Source organism: Clostridium yunnanense, assembly GCF_016595795.1.
Taxonomy (GTDB): domain Bacteria; phylum Bacillota; class Clostridia; order Clostridiales; family Clostridiaceae; genus Clostridium_AR; species Clostridium_AR yunnanense.
Genome location: NZ_JAENHN010000006.1, coordinates 95,535 through 112,992, shown reverse-complemented (window position 1 = coordinate 112,992; position 17,458 = coordinate 95,535). Strand labels below are relative to the sequence as shown.

General features: G+C 31.3%; 17 protein-coding genes. 11 read left to right on the top strand and 6 right to left on the bottom strand.

Annotated features, from left to right (window positions below):
* Positions 1-83: 83 nt before the first annotated feature.
* The 5 genes from JHL18_RS01560 (at position 84) to JHL18_RS01540 (ending at position 3,397) form a co-directional block, all read left to right on the top strand.
* On the top strand, positions 84-584 hold the full coding sequence (locus tag JHL18_RS01560; protein WP_200265879.1) for an LptM family lipoprotein: 501 nt from the start codon (positions 84-86) through the stop codon (positions 582-584).
* Between the two features lie 107 nt (positions 585-691).
* Positions 692-895: a BhlA/UviB family holin-like peptide gene (locus JHL18_RS01555; protein WP_200265878.1), complete on the top strand. Its 204-nt coding sequence runs from the start codon at positions 692-694 to the stop codon at positions 893-895.
* A 19-nt stretch (positions 896-914) separates the two neighbouring features.
* Positions 915-1,589, top strand: a complete 675-nt coding sequence (locus tag JHL18_RS01550) for a peptidoglycan recognition protein family protein (RefSeq protein ID WP_243277761.1) — start codon at positions 915-917, stop codon at positions 1,587-1,589.
* Between the two features lie 392 nt (positions 1,590-1,981).
* Complete coding sequence (locus JHL18_RS01545) at positions 1,982-2,164, top strand: hypothetical protein (protein ID WP_200265876.1); 183 nt, start codon at positions 1,982-1,984, stop codon at positions 2,162-2,164.
* A gap of 720 nt (positions 2,165-2,884) precedes the next feature.
* A complete protein-coding gene (locus JHL18_RS01540) occupies positions 2,885-3,397 on the top strand; it encodes a hypothetical protein (RefSeq protein WP_200265875.1) in 513 nt (170 codons plus the stop codon).
* A gap of 1,006 nt (positions 3,398-4,403) precedes the next feature.
* Here JHL18_RS01540 and JHL18_RS01535 read toward each other — a convergent pair.
* The 6 genes from JHL18_RS01535 to sufC form a co-directional block, all read right to left on the bottom strand.
* Positions 4,404-6,629, bottom strand: coding sequence for a sensor domain-containing diguanylate cyclase (locus JHL18_RS01535; protein ID WP_200265874.1), 2,226 nt, complete (start codon positions 6,627-6,629; stop codon positions 4,404-4,406).
* Between the two features lie 447 nt (positions 6,630-7,076).
* Entirely contained in the window at positions 7,077-7,505 is a 429-nt protein-coding gene (gene sufU, locus JHL18_RS01530) for a Fe-S cluster assembly sulfur transfer protein SufU (protein WP_200265873.1), read from the bottom strand.
* Positions 7,492-8,718 carry a cysteine desulfurase gene (locus JHL18_RS01525; RefSeq protein WP_200265872.1) on the bottom strand — a complete coding sequence of 409 codons (1,227 nt, stop codon included), beginning with the start codon at positions 8,716-8,718 and terminating at the stop codon, positions 7,492-7,494. The genes sufU and JHL18_RS01525 overlap by 14 nt, the downstream gene beginning before the upstream one ends.
* Entirely contained in the window at positions 8,711-9,820 is a 1,110-nt protein-coding gene (gene sufD, locus JHL18_RS01520; RefSeq protein ID WP_200265871.1) for a Fe-S cluster assembly protein SufD, read from the bottom strand. Before sufD ends, JHL18_RS01525 begins: the two co-directional genes overlap by 8 nt.
* A 13-nt stretch (positions 9,821-9,833) precedes the next feature.
* Positions 9,834-11,234 carry a Fe-S cluster assembly protein SufB gene (gene sufB, locus JHL18_RS01515; protein WP_200265870.1) on the bottom strand — a complete coding sequence of 467 codons (1,401 nt, stop codon included), beginning with the start codon at positions 11,232-11,234 and terminating at the stop codon, positions 9,834-9,836.
* A gap of 8 nt (positions 11,235-11,242) precedes the next feature.
* Positions 11,243-11,995: a Fe-S cluster assembly ATPase SufC gene (gene sufC / locus JHL18_RS01510; protein WP_200265869.1), complete on the bottom strand. Its 753-nt coding sequence runs from the start codon at positions 11,993-11,995 to the stop codon at positions 11,243-11,245.
* A 208-nt stretch (positions 11,996-12,203) separates the two neighbouring features.
* Here sufC and JHL18_RS01505 point away from each other — a divergent pair, with 208 nt between their 5' ends.
* The 6 genes from JHL18_RS01505 to yajC all read left to right on the top strand — a co-directional run bounded on the left by JHL18_RS01505 (position 12,204) and on the right by yajC (position 17,443).
* Positions 12,204-12,791 (top strand): hypothetical protein, encoded by a 588-nt coding sequence (locus tag JHL18_RS01505; RefSeq protein ID WP_200265868.1) that lies wholly within the window; start codon positions 12,204-12,206, stop codon positions 12,789-12,791.
* 481 nt (positions 12,792-13,272) lie between these two features.
* Positions 13,273-13,878 (top strand): Holliday junction branch migration protein RuvA, encoded by a 606-nt coding sequence (ruvA, locus tag JHL18_RS01500; RefSeq protein WP_200265867.1) that lies wholly within the window; start codon positions 13,273-13,275, stop codon positions 13,876-13,878.
* Between the two features lie 13 nt (positions 13,879-13,891).
* Positions 13,892-14,929: a Holliday junction branch migration DNA helicase RuvB gene (ruvB, locus tag JHL18_RS01495; RefSeq protein WP_200265866.1), complete on the top strand. Its 1,038-nt coding sequence runs from the start codon at positions 13,892-13,894 to the stop codon at positions 14,927-14,929.
* An 11-nt stretch (positions 14,930-14,940) separates the two neighbouring features.
* Entirely contained in the window at positions 14,941-15,966 is a 1,026-nt protein-coding gene (gene queA / locus JHL18_RS01490) for a tRNA preQ1(34) S-adenosylmethionine ribosyltransferase-isomerase QueA (protein ID WP_200265865.1), read from the top strand.
* A 23-nt stretch (positions 15,967-15,989) separates the two neighbouring features.
* Complete coding sequence (gene tgt / locus JHL18_RS01485; RefSeq protein WP_200265864.1) at positions 15,990-17,129, top strand: tRNA guanosine(34) transglycosylase Tgt; 1,140 nt, start codon at positions 15,990-15,992, stop codon at positions 17,127-17,129.
* A gap of 32 nt (positions 17,130-17,161) precedes the next feature.
* Positions 17,162-17,443 (top strand): preprotein translocase subunit YajC, encoded by a 282-nt coding sequence (yajC, locus tag JHL18_RS01480; RefSeq protein ID WP_200265863.1) that lies wholly within the window; start codon positions 17,162-17,164, stop codon positions 17,441-17,443.
* Positions 17,444-17,458: the final 15 nt, after the last annotated feature.

Sequence of the window (17,458 nt, the reverse complement as noted above, 5' to 3'; positions counted from 1 at the left end):
TAAAATGCAGGGTTTTTTTCCTTGATGTGGTTATGTTGTAAAATTATAATTGAATATGTACTAATTTTAGAGGGGGAAAATAAATGAAGAAAATATTAGTATCTTTAATAGTAGGTGTATTATCTTTAAGCCTAGTAGCGTGTGGTCAAGCGAAAGATTCAAAACAAGCTACAACGGAGCCAACTAAACAAGAGCAGAAACAACCAGAAGAACCAAAGAAAGAGTCGAGTGTAAATTTTCCTGAAGGACAAAGTGAGTCTGGTAAAGGTAAAATATTCGTGTCAACTCCTGCTGGAACTTCAGAGAATGGAAATGTGCCAGCGATTTTAGTAAAGTCGGATACACTTATAACACAAATAGGACTTAATGCTCAAGAAATGGATGGTAGTAAGATTAGTTATATTTATATAAATAAGAATTTTATAAGTAAAGAGCAACTAGCAAATGGTGAAGTATCATTAGATCTAAAAGAAGAGAATCTAAAGGCAGGTACTTATACAGTTGGTGTAATCCAATTTGATAATGATCAACCAAGTGGAAAAGTAGTAACATATCACGAAACTAAATATCAAGTTAAGCAATAGTAGGAGAACCTTTTGGTTCTCTTATTTTTATGTAATTAATTTACTAATGGGATGAGTACAAGAAAGTAAACATAACTAAAAAGATGTTATAAGAGAGTCGGTGTAAAATGGACGATTTAATGAAAGCAGCGCTTAGTCAAGGTTTTGGCTATGCGCTTTTTGTATTTCTTCTCCTATATGTTTTAAAAACAACAGGGGAGAGAGAAAAGAGATATCAAGGATTATTAGATAAATTGACAGAGAAATTCAGCATTATCGAAGACATAAAGGGCGATGTAAAAGAAGTTAAGGATTTTATATTTAAGAAATAGGAGATGATCAAGATTGGATATGATACAAAATAATTTCTCTTGGAATGGTACATTTACAGATGGAGAGAATAAACCTAATAAAATAGTTTGGCATAATGCAGATTCTTCAAATTGTACCGTAGAAGATATACATAGATGGCATTTGGCAAATGGATGGGCTGGTATAGGGTATCATTTGTTTATAAGAAAAGATGGATCAGTTTATCAAGGTAGACAATTTGGTTGGAGGGGAAGTCATTGTCCTTCGGCAAATTATAATAGCATCGGTGTGTGCTGTGAAGGGAAATACATGACAGAACAAATGCCTTCAGCTCAATTACAAGCTTGCTTAGAAGTTAAGGCATATCTACAGGGGATTTATGGTAGTATACCTAGCTTTGGACATAGGGAACTTTATAGTACAAATTGTCCTGGAATAAAATTTCCTTTAGATGCTATAAAGAATGGTCAAGCACAAAGAAATACAGTAGTACAAAATAATAATGTAGAAGGTGATTATATGAGTAAAAGATATCAAAATGGAAAGACACCAGAACCAGTATATGCTGATGAAAGATTAACTATTAAGATAGGAAGTTTAGATCCATTCGAAGTGTGTGATGCTATAGCTGATGTAGATGGAAAAATAGTTGTAATGTACAATACACCAAATGGAAAAAAGGCTGGTTGGGTTGGATATAGAGGTGGACTATAAGGGCTTGTTCGAGGGTCATCGGTGCATTTAATATTCCTTCACCCCCATTCTGCTCCGCTCCTACCATTTCTAATTGATTGAATTTTTTAAGTCTATTACTTAATTGGAGTATGTTTTTATTGGTCTATTAGACTTTGTTTTATACCAATATTGATACCAAGTTGGATGCTAAAAAATAACTGATGGGAGTAAATCACATGAGATTATATCATTTGGGGATTCCCCCAACTGTTATTGACGTTCGCAATTTCGCTATCGTCAGTTTGGGATTCCCCAAAGCGATTGAGAAATCGCGAACGATTGGAATTTTCCAAACGTCAAGTAGGTTTTTCGCTATTTCGCTATTAACCTATTTAGTAAAAAATAAATTATAAGTAGGAGATGTTTATATAATGAAAGAAAAATTAAGTAAACTTATAGAAGTAAAGAAATTAATAGCTCTAGTACTTACATTAGTATTTTGTGTATTGGCTTTTAGAAATGAAATCAATACATATTTTATGGCTATTTACACAATGATTATTGGTTTTTATTTCGGTCAATCTACAGCTAAAGAAACTAAGGTAGTAGGATAAGGATTACCGAACTTGGGTAACCTTTGATATTTATCCGAAGCCAAAACTGGATTTGTTTAAGTATCAAGTTTTGGGGATGGCATAAAATGACCTAGGCAAGATGGTCAAAGAATAGCTTATTACTATTTAATATGGTCAATGATTGGCTTGTTTTTATTATAGAAATTAAACTTAAGTATCTATTATCAGTTGTTTTTATAAAAATTTAAGCTAAACGTTGACCTTAAAAAAATAATATAAGCCATTTATTGACCAAGAGCTTAGAACATATGCTCAAAATTGAGTTGAGGTTATTTCTCGACTTCACCAGAATTGGCGAGGTCGGTGTAAAGTTGGGCTATATTTGGATGTAGCAGAACGCTACTACCGAAAGTTTAGATGTCGCTATCCTTTTTCGGGATAGCAGATTTTACTAGGTTTGACAAAACTGTCAAAGGGTATTCAAAGAATGAATAACGTCATGTAAATTCCTTTGAAGGAATTACTAAGAACAAAATTGTGCTAAGTTATGTAATGTCTTTATAGAACTTTACATTTATGTCTCCTTCGGTATGAAGGTAACACCAATAAAGGATATGCATAGTTTACGTATCCTTTTAACCAAGGGGAATTTCCCGTCAGTGATTACCATCATAAATAATGACATAGTTTTATAAGTGGGTAAGTATTCCTGTTACTTATATGGTAAAATATTGATATAAGTAGAAGGAGGCTGGTACTATGAAAAAAGCTCTATATTCATTATTCCTAATATCATTACTGGTTATGACTTCATGTAGTAGTAACACAAAATCTCAAGTAAGCAAAGAGACAAACACTAATAATATTAACCAAGATAAGGCAAATAACACTACTTCTGATAATATTAAATCTGATGAACAAAAGAAAGATATTCAGATGGAAGACATCAAACTCCCATCTGGACTTAAAGACAAAGAGTTATTTAGTCTTGAAAAACAGATTTATCCAATTCTTGAAAAGAGCTTGAAAGAAAAAAAGGGACTTACAAAAGAAGATATTCAAGTTTATGAAAAATTTAATAAATATTTAGGAACGAATTTTCCTGACAATAAAACAGAATATGATATTGTAAGATGTTTTCAAGATGCTCATCAAGAGGCTGGAAGAATTACTATGGATATCTTAGATGAAAAGCCACAGAAAGTAATTGATTATGAATCAGAGCAAGGATTAATGTGGTTAGATAAAGTGAAAAATTATTTTGAAAATTAGAAACTATAAAATAAAAACGAACTTGATAGAAGTGCTACTAAAAATAATATTATAGTAGCCTTTTTGTTTTTGATTAATTTCATTAATATGCTTATACAAGGTGCGTCAAATTTGACCTTTAAGGCTAGTCGGCAATTCCGACGAGATTTATCTTAGTAAGATTGGGTACAAGTAAATTAATGAAATTAAGAGTATTGTAAAATAATAGTTGAAATAAATTAAGATAAATGTTAGTATTGAACTGTAAAATATAAGTATTTTAATTATGATATATACTAACAGAAATTAAGATAGAAAACTAATGAAACCTATTGGAATTACTAGGTTTACGGTTGTAATGACGATGATGTTCAGAACGTTTATCACAATGCTGAGTTCCCTGAAGGATGGGAAGGATAGTAGGCTTTAAGAAAGAATTTGAACGTAAGAGGGGAGCTTTTATTGTTTGAAAAATGGGTTTTGGATAGGACGTAGATAAAAAGATTCATTTTGTTATGATATATGTCAAATATAAAAGTATCTTCATGATGATATACAAAAAAACACTCTTAAAAGTTGTATGAAAACAACTATAAGTGTGTTTTTTTTATGTAAAGGGAAATATAAAATTATCTGAGTAAAATGGAAAGTATTATAAAAAATAAGGGGGGACACTGCGTGTAGCGGTGTCCAGGTAAGGTTAGGAGAAAGAACACAACAATCTAAGTGTTCTTGTGTATAATTATAAACTGAATTAACATTAATATCAAGCTTTATGTGACAAAAATAATTATTTAATGTAAAAAAATCAATACAACTGTTTAATTTTGGCACAATGATTGAGTGTTGTCTTAAAATTAGATTTAATGTATTGAAAAAGAAGTTGTATTATTAAAGAATTACCTGTTTTTATATTTTTCTTTAAAATTGATTTAAATGCTTAAAGACACTAAGTAAGCAAAAATTTAACTTGATTAGTGTCTTTAAATATAATATAACTTATAAAGTTATGTGTAGAGTATTATCTTCAATTAATAAAACTAGCTATCTGATTTTTTCCTCTTTTCTTTGCAAGATATAGAGCGTCATCAGCTTTGTTCATAAATTCATTGATAGTTAAGTCCGTGCTTGGAACAAGTGAAGTTATTCCAATGGATAAGGTTACTTTATCAGATACTGTGGAGAATTTATGTGGTATATTTGCATTAGCAACTTTTTGTTTTAAACTTTCACCAAAGTCTAAAGCTCTGTCTAGTTGATATTCGGGCAATACAACTACAAACTCATCTCCTCCGTATCTTGCAGGAAAATAATTTTCGTCTTTAACACTGGATAGGATATTAGCTATGGTCACAATGCAATTATCGCCGGCAATATGACCATAGTTGTCATTATACTGTTTAAAGTTGTCAATATCAAAAATTATCAGTGATAAAACCTTTTTTTCTTGTACATGCTTTTCCCATAGCTCATATAAATATTTATCAAGCTTTCTTCTATTGGGAATTTTAGTCATACTATCATTTTCAGAAAGAAATAATAATTTTTCATTTAATCTTTTTAGCTCAAATTGAACGGCATGAGTTTTCTCTATCTCCATCTCTAATTGTTTTGACTTTATGGCGTTGTTTATTGCGATAGCAGCATAAGACGAAAGTGACTTAACCATTTCTACATGGTAAGAGGTAAAAGAATTTTTTTCCTCACTCTGTATAGACATAACACCAATTATATTAGAATTCACCTTAAGTGGACAGAAAATTAAAGATTGTAGCTCGTATTGATCTTTTTCCATAACTGACTTGTAAGTTTCACTATCCGTGTATTTTAAAAATTCTTTGTTCATATCATTTATGATTACAAAGTCTTCGGTTTCAATACATATACTTGTGAAGTTTGAGCGGTTCTTAACATTAGTGCTTTTCTTTTTTTTCTTTTTGCCACGTTCGATTACATCTAAGTAATTAACTACTGAGTTTTCTTTATCGTATAGACCAATGCTCAAATAGGTCAAATCCATGAAGTCCTTTATACTTGAATAAAGGATATCAATAATAGAGTCTAAATCTAAATTAGAAGTGATTTTTTGACCTAATTCACTTATTATAGAGAGTTTCTCTACAACCATTTGAAGAGATTCAGATTTTCTTTGAAGATTTTCATTATTATTTATGATTTCCTTTTTTTCTATTTCAATTTTTTTGATTTTTTTACTTATATTCAAGTTGTTTATTCTATGTTTATTTAAATAAGATGCATTAATTCTTTCGTTTTCTAGATGCATATTAAAGTAATTAAAAGCAGTTTGAAAATCTTTAATCTCAGCATAAAATATTGATAGGATAGAAGCTGTTTCTGATATTTTTTCAACAAAATTATTTTTTATAGATAAATCGTAAGCCTTGTGAAGAATCACTAAAGACTTTTTTAAATCATTTCTATCCTTAAGATATTGATAATAATTTATATAAACATCTATTTCGTTATAAGGTGAACTTTGAGCTTCAATTCTATCTATCGTTATATTAAAATATTCATCTGCCTTATCAAAATCATTTTTCTTCCAATACGTAAGGGCAGCAAGTTTATAACACTCTGGTTGGCCTAATGTATAGTTGTATTTTTTGAAATATTCAAGTGCTCTAAAGGATAGGGTATTTGCCTTATCATACTCGTGAAGTAAATAATACAGTTCTCCTAAACTGAGAATTGTTACACCTTTAGAAAATTGAAAGTCATAATTTTTATCAATATCATAGGCTCTATTACAGTATTCTAATGATTCGTCATAGGCTTTGAGAAGTTTATAGTTTTCAGCGATATTGTTCAATGTACGAACCATTGCTTTTTCTTTAGACGAGTTAGTATAAAACTTCTTCCCGTCATCGACTAAATATGCTATTTCTTCAGCATTATTATAGAAATCCATACCTCTTTCATAATCGCCAAGTTCACTAAAGGTGTTGCCCAATAAATTGTAAGAACTCCATTGAAGATCGTATATATTTTCTTTAACAAAAAAGTCTAAAGAGTCAAAGGTCAAACTTATAGCTTCTTCATAATTTCCTATAGTATAGTAACAGCTAGATATCATATGCTTTGATGCAGCTGTACCTAAATCGTAATTTATATTTTTTGATAGTGATAGGGCTTCTAATGAAAGCTTTATGGCTTTTTCAGGATTATCATATCTAACTTCATTTATTCTTAAGAGAAGCATGTCTATTTCGTTTATATTAGTTTCTGTATTCATAAGAACTCCCCATTTTATTTACAAAACTTTTAATTTTATTTATAAATATACCATAAATCTACATTGAATCCAATAAAATTATAATAATGTGTTAAATTTTAATTGGATAATAACAAGGTGAAAGTTAGAGCGGTAAACTTTTGATATTAATAATTGCTTTAATAGTTTAACCAAATATAAATAATTAATGAAAATAAAAGTGGAGAATTATATTATATAGAAATAACAAATAGAAAAGTTCTTATAAAATAACACATTTGAACTATCTTCATGTTTTTATAGTTTTAAGCTTTTGATGAGTGGATTTTGGAAGACAGGTTTTATAAGAACTGATATAGTTACATAAAAAAAAGGATTCTCTAAAAAATTAGGAATCACTTTTTATTGATAACCACTTAATTTCAATAAAATACTTTATCAGAACCTTTATAGTAATATGAATTCAAGTTATTCAGCTTTGATTGCTTCATTTAAAGTATGCCATGCTAGTACAGCGCATTTCACTCTTGCTGGCATATTAGATATATTTTTGAATATGAGAGCATCTTCAAGCTTCTCTAATTCTTCATCATCAGTTATATCTTTCTTAATCATTGATATAAAGGTATTTACAAGGTCTAATGCTTCGACTTTTCTTTTTCCTTTAATAAGGTCAATCATTATAGAAGTAGAAGCTTGCGAAATAGCGCAACCTGTACCTGTGAAAGCAGCATCTTTTATATAATCACCATCAAATTTTATTTCAAGCTGTATTTCATCACCGCAGCTTGGATTGTGGCCTTTTTCAACTCGATCTAATTCTTCTAAGTGACGTTTGTTTCTAGTTGAGTTGTTATGCTCCATTATTAATTGAGTGTATATATTACTGAGATCCATAACCAAATAACCTCCTAGCATACTCAAGTGCAGTTACTAGAGTATCAATATCTTCTTTATTGTTATAGATTGAAACACTTAGTCTGCAGGTAGAGTTTATATTTAGATATCTCATAAGTGGTTGAGCACAGTGGTTACCAGCTCTTACACATACGCCTTTTGAGTCAAGTATTGTAGCTAAGTCGTGGGGATGTATACCGTCAATGGTAAAGGATAAAACCGAGCCTAGCAAATCTTTATTGTCAGTAGTATAAATCTTTACAAAGCCAAGTTCATTTAATTTATCGTAGGCATATGAAATTATTTCATGCTCATGTTTAATTATATTGTCTATCCCTATTGAATTTATGAAGTCAATAGCCTCTGATAGACCGATAACACCTTCGACGTTTTGAGTACCGCCTTCAAATTTGTGAGGTAATTCAGCAAAAGTAGTCTCTTGCTCATAAACATATTCTACCATGTCTCCACCATATAAGAATGGAGGCATTTCTTCTAATAATTCTTGCTTTCCATAAAGTACGCCTATTCCCATAGGTGCAAACATTTTGTGACCTGAGAATACTAAAAAATCAGCATCTAATTTTTGTACGTCTACTTTTCTATGGGCTATGCTCTGTGCGGCATCAATAACAACTTTAGCTCCAACTTCATGGGCTTTATGAATTATATATTCTACAGGATTTAAAGTTCCAAGTACATTAGAAGCATGACCTATAGCTACTAATTTAGTCTTGTCTGTTATCTTTTTATCTATTTCATCCGTTGTATATTCATAGTTAGAGTCAATATATAAATAATTTAGTTTGCAGCCTTTTGCAATAGCTATTTGCTGCCAAGGAATAAGATTTGAGTGATGTTCTGTAATTCCTATAACTATTTCATCATCTTTATCTAATTTTAAGTTTCCGTAAGAATATGCTATTAAATTTAGAGCTTCAGTAGTTCCCTTAGTAAAGATTACTTCTTTTGATGACTTGGCATTTATAAAATCCTTAACTTTTTCTCTACCTTGCTCAAAACTATCAGTTGCTTTAACACTTAAAGTATAAGCTCCTCTATGAGGATTTGCGTTTATTTCCTTATAATATTTATTCAAAGCTTCTATAACAGATAATGGCTTTTGAGTGGTGGCAGCACTATCAAGATATACCACTGGTAAGTCATTAAGACTTTGATTTAAAATAGGAAAAAGTTCTTTAAGCTTATTCATTTTTTAGCCTATTCTTAACCGAATTCATTAATTGCTGCCTTAAATCATCTATTGGAATTTTATCTATTATTGGTGTTAGATATCCTTCTATCATAAGCTTTTTGGCATTAAGCTCACTTATTCCTCTGCTCATAAGATAGAATAATGCGTCTTCATCGATTTTTCCTGCTGAAGCAGCGTGTTGACCTTCAACGTCATGTTCGCTACAAAGAAGTAGAGGAATCGAGTTGTTTCTTGCACTTTTGGATAGAAGCATAACATATTCTTCCTCAGAACCTTTTGATTTAGAAGAACCAGTCTTGAAATCTAATGTTCCTCTAAAAGTCTTTTTAGACTTATCGGCTAAAACACCTTTTACATCTATATTGCTAGAGGTCTTTTTACCGATATGAGTCATTTTAAAGTTTATATCTATTAATCTATCCGAATCTCCATAGTAAACAGAACTAATGGTGCTTTCGCTATTATCGCCTACAAGATCAGATGAATAGTTTGTTATAGCTTTTCTAGCTCCCAATTCTATAGGAATAAGATTAACTTTTGCTCCTTCTTCTACTTTGGAGAAGAGAGAATTAAAATGATTAGTATTGTAGTTTAGATTTTGAACTATAAAAATATTTAAAGTAGAATCTTTTTTTGCATGTATTTTAGTAAAGCCATTGTGATAGTAGATATTTTCATCAACAGATGTATATTTGATTAAAACATTAACTGTGCTTTTTTCTCCTAACACAATTAGATTTTTATCTACAACTTTAGAATTTTCAGAGTTTAATTCGTAATCAATACAAATTAAGTCTTCAATAGATTTATTGGCTTTAACTTCTAATGCAAAACCACAATTATTTGAATCAAGGGTTTCATCTAATTGTAATCTTGAAACACCTTCAAAATTATTAGTATTAAATGTATTGGCTAAAGTATTTGATTTTTCTATTGGATGAAGAGAGTAGTCTGAAGTTTCTTTGAACTCGCAGTATTCTCTTTCGTAATTAACGCTTGGAATAGATATCTCTTCATTTAAAGATATAGTATTTACTTTAAGCCATCTAAATGTGCTTACTGGTATTGTGTTTAAGTCCTTTAATATTTTGTTTTCCAACCTTCATCCCTCCTTATCCAATAGTACCTTCAAGTTCTATATTTATTAAGTTATTCATTTCTACAGCATATTCAAGAGGTAGTTCCTTTGTGATAGGGTCAACAAAGCCTCTTACGATCATAGCCTTGGCTTCTTCTTCATCAATACCTCTGCTCATTAAATAGAAAATTGCATCATCGCTGATTCTTCCTATTTTAGCTTCGTGTCCGATATCTACTTCATCATTTTCTATCTGAATTACTGGTATAGTATCTGATTTTGATTTACTGTCTAACATCAAGGATTCACAAGATACATAAGATTTAGAGTTTACTGCATTACTGTTAATCTTTACTACACCTCTATAGATAGCTGTACCACCATCTTTAGATATTGACTTTGAATGTATAGTAGAAGAAGTATTTGGGGCTGCATGAACTACCTTTGTACCTGTGTCTAGGGTTTGGCCGCTTGATGCAAATGTTATTCCTGTAAATTCCGATTTTGCTCCTTCGCCTTTTAGTATGCTCATTGGATAAAGCATAGAAACTTTAGAACCAAAAGATCCTGATACCCATTCGATTGTGCCATTTTTTTCTACAACACATCTTTTTGTATTTAAGTTAAGCATGTTTCTTGACCAGTTTTCTATAGTTGAATATCTAAGTTTTGCATCTTCTCTTACAAATAGCTCTACACATCCGGCATGTAGATTTGTTACGCTATATTTAGGTGCAGAACAACCTTCAATAAAATGAAGCTTTGCTCCTTTTTCTACAATTATTAGTGTATGTTCGAATTGACCTGATCCAGGGGAGTTTAGTCTGAAATAACTTTGTAATGGAATGTCTACTTGAACTCCTTCTGGCACATATACAAAAGAACCACCTGACCACACAGCACCGTGAAGTGCAGCAAATTTATGATCACTTGGAGGAACTAGTTTCATAAAATGTTCTCTTACTATATCCTCATGATCTCTTACAGCTGTGTCCATATCAGTATATACAACACCTTGTTTAACCAATTCTTCCTTAACATTGTGATAAACTACTTCAGAGTCGTACTGAGCTCCAACCCCTGCAAGGGATTCTCTTTCAGCTTGAGGTATACCAAGTCTTTCAAAGGTGCTTTTTATATCTTCGGGAACCTTATCCCAAGAGCCTGTCATTGGAGTATCTGGTTTAACATAAGTTACTATGTTATCCATATCAAGCTCGCTTATATCTGGACCCCAGGTAGGTACGGATATAGAATTATAAATTCTTAATGATTTAAGTCTAAAGTTTAACATCCATTCTGGCTCGTTTTTTTCCTTAGATATATTAATTATTATATCTTCTGTTAACCCTTTTTCAGACTTATAGCTAAAGTTATCTTCATTATAGATATCGTAAATGCCTCTATCTATATCATCAACATATGTTTTACTCATGTTATCACCTACTTATTTATCTCACTTAGAAATTTTTCGAAACCATTACTATTTATTTCTTCTACTAAAGATGCATCTCCAGTATGAATTATCTTACCATCAACTAAAACGTGGACAAAATCTGGACTGATATGCTCCAGTATTTTTGTATTATGAGTTATTATAAGCATTGAGTTCTCATCGTTCTTATACATGCTAACACCTTGGGATACAAGTTTAACTGCATCTACATCCAAGCCTGAATCAGTTTCATCAAGAATAGCTAGCTTAGGTTCTAAAAGTATCATTTGAAGAATTTCATTTTTTTTCTTCTCTCCACCAGAGAAACCTACATTTAAATATCTTTCAGCATATTCTTTATTTATTTTTAATAAATCCATTTTCTTTTGAAGCTTCATGTTAAAGCTTAAATAACTTATCTGTTTATCTTCGATATTTGATTTTGCTGTTCTTATAAAGTTTTCAACTGTTATTCCAGGTACTTCTTCTGGAGCTTGGAAGGATAAGAATATTCCTTTCTTAGCTCTTACATCTGGTTTGAGATCATTTATATTTTCGCCTTCAAATAAAATATCTCCATTTACAACAGTGTATTTTGGGTGGCCCATTATTGTATTAGCAAGAGTTGATTTGCCTGCGCCGTTTGGACCCATTACAACATGAACTTCACCTTTATTTATTTTAAGGTTTAAACCTTTTAAAATTTCCTTATCATCAACCTTTGTTTTTAGGTTATTAATTTCCAAAAGTAAATCTTTCATTGTTATTGCACCTCAATTTCTTAATGTAGAGTGTTTTACTCTGAATTATATTTAAATCATAGCACTATGTGCTAATTAAGTCAATATTGGATGAATCTATATAATTCTTTTGTATTATTTACAAAACTTAAAGTTTAAATACCATTGATTACAAAAATATGTATAGAATTTTTATTAGTAGTCAAAAATATCCAATAGAGGTGATTATATGAAGAAAAATTTATTAAAAATATCAATTTTTATGTTAATTTCTTCCATGGTATTTTTACTAAGCTGTTATATTACTAGATCATACTTAGCTGATAAGAAGACAAGTGGAAGTAATGTTGTATATAATTCGGAAACTGGCTATTTGAAAGATAGTCTGAAGTTGATACTTAAAACTAAAAATCAAAGTTCAAACGAATTTGTTATTGATGGAGAGTATACTGTAAAGGAACTAAAAAAAGATTTAGGATTAGAACAAGGATTAAATAAGGAACAGTTAGAAAAACATTTTAAGGATTTAAATTATACTATAGAGAGCATGAATGATTCTCAAATAATTCTTAGCAGATCATTTGTAAGCAAACTTCAGCCTAAGAAATATTATTTAGGGGAAAAAAACGATTTTTTTGCTATATATAAAACAGATGATAAAGGAGTGCCTTATATAGAAAATCCAGCTTCGGATATCTATACAGATAAAAAGAAAGTAAGTACTTTACCTGAACAAGATAAAAAAGATATAGTGAGTTTTAAAAAGCAGTTTAACACTAGAGATGATGCTGAAGAGGCAGCTAGTGGATATTTCTAGTAATTGTTTTAAACTACAAGAAAATGGTTGGATTTTTGACTGAATTTTTAAGAAGTTATGGTCAAAGGTAATATATTAATTCTTTGAAAAATTTATTAAAGAGTGGAAGATGTTTTGGTTTAATTTCATAACAACTCTTAAAAATATTCTTGTTTTATTATAATAAAAAATAAATTAGGGCTTAGTAGGTATAGATTTTTAATGTGCTTTTCTACTAAGCCTTTTATTTTTGGTTTTTAGTTTATATGCTTAAGCGGAATCGATAATCCGTTTTATTTAATAAAACTAAGTTATAATTTTGTTAACTATTAATTTAGAGGGCTTCCTAATAGTTAACTATAATTTTTAGGCAAATACTGAAAGTAAGCTGTCATAAAATTCAATATCAATAAATAGATTTCCTCTGTTGATAAAAATAAGGTAAAATGTTAAAGTAATATGTAGGTTTAAAACTGTTTGATAGGCATTTGGAGGTATTTTAATGTACGAGTATATGATTGGTAAATATAAAGGCATAAATAAAGACTATGCTGTTTTGGAGAATAACGGAATTGGATATAAAATTTTTACATCAGGAAGTACACTTGCAAAAATGCCTAAAGTCGATGAGGAAGTAAAGTTGTTTTTAGAGCAGATAGTTAGGGAAGATTTTATAGGTCTATATGGTTTTTTAACGAAGGAAGAATTAGACTTATTTAAATTATTGTTAACTATTAATGGTGTGGGATCAAAAGCTGCGTTGTCCCTATTGTCCATAAGCTCACCTTTAAATTTGAAGTACGCTATAATGACTGGTGATGAAAAACATATTACAAGAGCGCCTGGAGTAGGAAAGAAGACTGCGCAAAGAATAATACTTGAGCTTAGGGATAAGCTTAAGCCTAATGAAGATTTAATGCCAAGTGATTTAGAAAAGAATCTTTGTGAAGATGACAATAGTTACTCTTCAAATATATCTGAAGCTTTATCAGCATTACTAGCATTAGGATATACTGAGAAGGAAGCTCAGAGAGCTCTTGGTAGTGTTAAACAAAATGATAGTTTAGAGAATATAGTTAAAAACTGTTTAAAAGTACTTATGAATTAAGAGGTGAACGTATTTGGAAGATAGGATAACATCATCTAACAAGAATGAAGAAGAATTTAATTCTGAATATAGCTTAAGACCTCAGAAATTGAGTGAATACATAGGCCAGGATAAGGTTAAGGAAAGACTGAGTATTTTTATACAGGCTGCCAGAAATAGGGGAGAAGCGCTAGATCATGCTTTGCTATATGGGCCACCAGGACTTGGGAAAACAACTTTAGCAAACATTATAGCAAAAGAAATGGGTGGTAATTTGAAAGTTACTTCTGGTCCTGCAATCGAAAGAGCTGGAGATCTTGCTGCTATACTTACAACACTAAATGATAATGATGTGCTTTTTATTGATGAAATTCATAGACTTAACAGAAGTGTTGAAGAGATACTGTATCCTGCTATGGAAGATTATGCTTTGGATATAGTGATAGGAAAAGGAGCATCAGCTAAATCAATTAGGATAGACTTGCCTAAGTTTACATTGATAGGTGCTACTACAAGAATTGGAATGTTAACTGCGCCGCTTCGTGATAGATTTGGAGTGCTCTGTTCCATGGAGTATTACACTGATATACAATTAAAAGAAATTATAGTGAGGTCGGCTAGTATACTTGATTGTGAAATGACAGAAGAAGGTGCTTTCGAGATAGCAAGAAGATCTAGAGGTACACCAAGAATCGCTAACAGACTTCTAAAAAGGGTTAGAGATTATTCAGAGGTTAAGGGGAATAATATTGTAGATATAGATGCTGCAAGGGACGCTCTAGAGCTTTTAGAAGTTGATAGTCAAGGGTTTGATCGAATTGATAATGGGATACTAGAAGCTATTATTGATAATTTTAGCGGAGGTCCTGTTGGAATTGAGACCTTAGCTTATTTTATAGGCGAAGAATTTGATACTATCGAAGATGTATATGAACCATATCTCCTTCAAAGGGGATTTATAGTTAGGACACCAAGGGGGAGAGTTGCTACTGATAAAGCATACAAGCACTTGGGTAGAAGCAAAACAAAGAATAATGGAGACGTTAGGCAATCTAGCTTATTTGACAAGTAGGAGAGGATAAAATGAAAGCAAGTGATTTTTATTTTGATTTACCAGAAGAACTTATAGCACAGGTTCCTTTAGAAGAAAGAGATTCTTCAAGGCTTATGGTTCTTGATAAGAATAGTGGAGAAATACAACATAAGATATTTCATGATGTTTTAGATTACTTTAATGAAGGTGATACTTTAGTACTTAATAATACTAGAGTGCTGCCTGCAAGGCTTATCGGTGAAAAAGAAGACTCTAAAGGTAAGATTGAGTTTTTGCTTCTCAAAAGAGTAGATAATGATAGATGGGAATGTCTTGCAAAGCCTGGCAAAAGAGCTAAGGTGGGTACAAAATTTACCTTTGGAGATGGCAAACTAACAGCTGTGGTTAAAGATATAGCTGAAGAAGGAAATAGAATTATTGAGTTTAGCTATGATGGTATATTTGAACAGGTTTTGGATGAATTAGGGCAAATGCCTCTTCCACCATATATACATGAGAAATTAGAAGATAAAGAAAGATATCAAACAGTATATTCAAAGGAAAAGGGATCTGCAGCAGCACCTACAGCAGGTTTGCATTTTACAAAGGAATTGCTTGAAGAGATAAAACAAAGAGGTGTAAATGTAGTGTATCTTACTCTTCATGTTGGTCTTGGAACATTTAGGCCAGTTAAGGTTGAAGATGTAGAAAATCATAATATGCACTCAGAATTTTATCAGCTTTCTAAAGAAGCTGCTGAAATTATAAATAATACAAAAGAAGCAGGGAAGAGAGTAATAGCAGTTGGAACTACTTCCACTAGGACTTTGGAGACTATAGCTGATAGCGAAGGGGTATTAAAAGAGTCTAGCGGGTGGACAGATATATTTATATATCCTGGATATAAATACAAGGTTGTAGATGCTTTGATAACAAATTTTCATCTGCCAGAATCTACTCTTATAATGCTAGTTAGCGCATTGGCAGGTAAAGAAAATATACTAAATGCTTATAATATAGCTGTTAAAGAAGGCTATAGATTTTTCTCCTTTGGAGATGCTATGTTTATACACTAAAAGTTAGATAAGGAAGTGGAACTTTGACTAAGAGATATACTTTACTAAAAAAAGATGGAAGAGCAAGAAGAGGGCAATTTGATACTCCTCATGGAACCATACAGACACCTGTATTTATGAATGTAGGGACTTTAGCGGCTATTAAAGGTGCTGTATCTTCAATGGACTTAAAAGAGATAAATTGCCAGGTGGAACTTTCAAATACATACCACTTACATTTAAGACCAAGTGATAAGGTTGTTAAAAAGATGGGTGGATTACATAAGTTTATGAATTGGGATAGACCAATTCTTACCGATTCAGGTGGTTTTCAAGTATTTTCTTTATCAAGTATGAGAAAAATTAAGGAAGAAGGAGTTTATTTTAACTCACATCTAGATGGTAGGAAGATTTTTATGGGACCAGAAGAAAGTATGCAGATACAGAGTAATCTTGCATCAACTATTGCTATGGCTTTCGATGAATGTGTTTCTAATCCTTCACCTAGAGAGTACGTCGAAGCATCTGTAGAACGAACTACAAGATGGCTTGAAAGATGCGTAAAAGAAATGAAAAGACTTAATTCTTTAGAGGATACAATAAATAAAGAACAACTTCTATTCGGGATAAATCAAGGTGGGGTTTATGATGATATAAGAGTTGAGCACGCAAAAACGATAGCTAAGATGGATTTGGATGGTTATGCTATTGGAGGTTTAGCTGTTGGAGAAACTCATGAAGAAATGTATAGAATTATTGATGCTGTAGTTCCACATCTGCCAGAAGATAAACCGATATATCTTATGGGGGTAGGACTGCCAAGTAATATACTTGAAGCGGTTGAAAGAGGTGTAGACTTTTTCGATTGTGTACTTCCAGCTAGAAATGGAAGACATGGACATGTGTTTACTAAGAATGGTAAGATAAATATAATGAATGCACAGTTCGAGACAGATGCGAGACCTATTGATGAGGGATGTCAATGTCCAACTTGTAAGAATTATACAAGGGCGTATATAAGACATTTATTTAAAGCTAAAGAGATGCTTGCGATGAGATTGTGTGTACTACATAATTTATATTTCTATAATACTTTAATGCAAGATATAAGAGATGCTATTGATGGCGGATACTTTGCAGACTTCAAGAGACAAAAGCTTGAAGAATGGGGAGGAAGAGCCTAATATAATTTATAAATTTATTGAGGAGGAATAACATGGGCGGAAATCTTATTCAACTTTTATCGCTAGTAGTAGTATTCGTGGTTTTTTATGCTTTCCTAATAATACCGGAAAGAAAAAGAAAAAAACAATTTCAAGCAATGTTAAATAATTTAAAAATTAATGATGAGATCATTAGTAAAGGTGGTATCATCGGTAAAGTAGTGAATCTTCAAGATGATTACATAATATTAGAGAGTGGTCCTGATAGAGCTAGAATAAAGCTTTCAAAACAAGGCGTAGCTAATGTTATAAATACAAAAGAAGATAATAAATAGGTTATATTACACCCC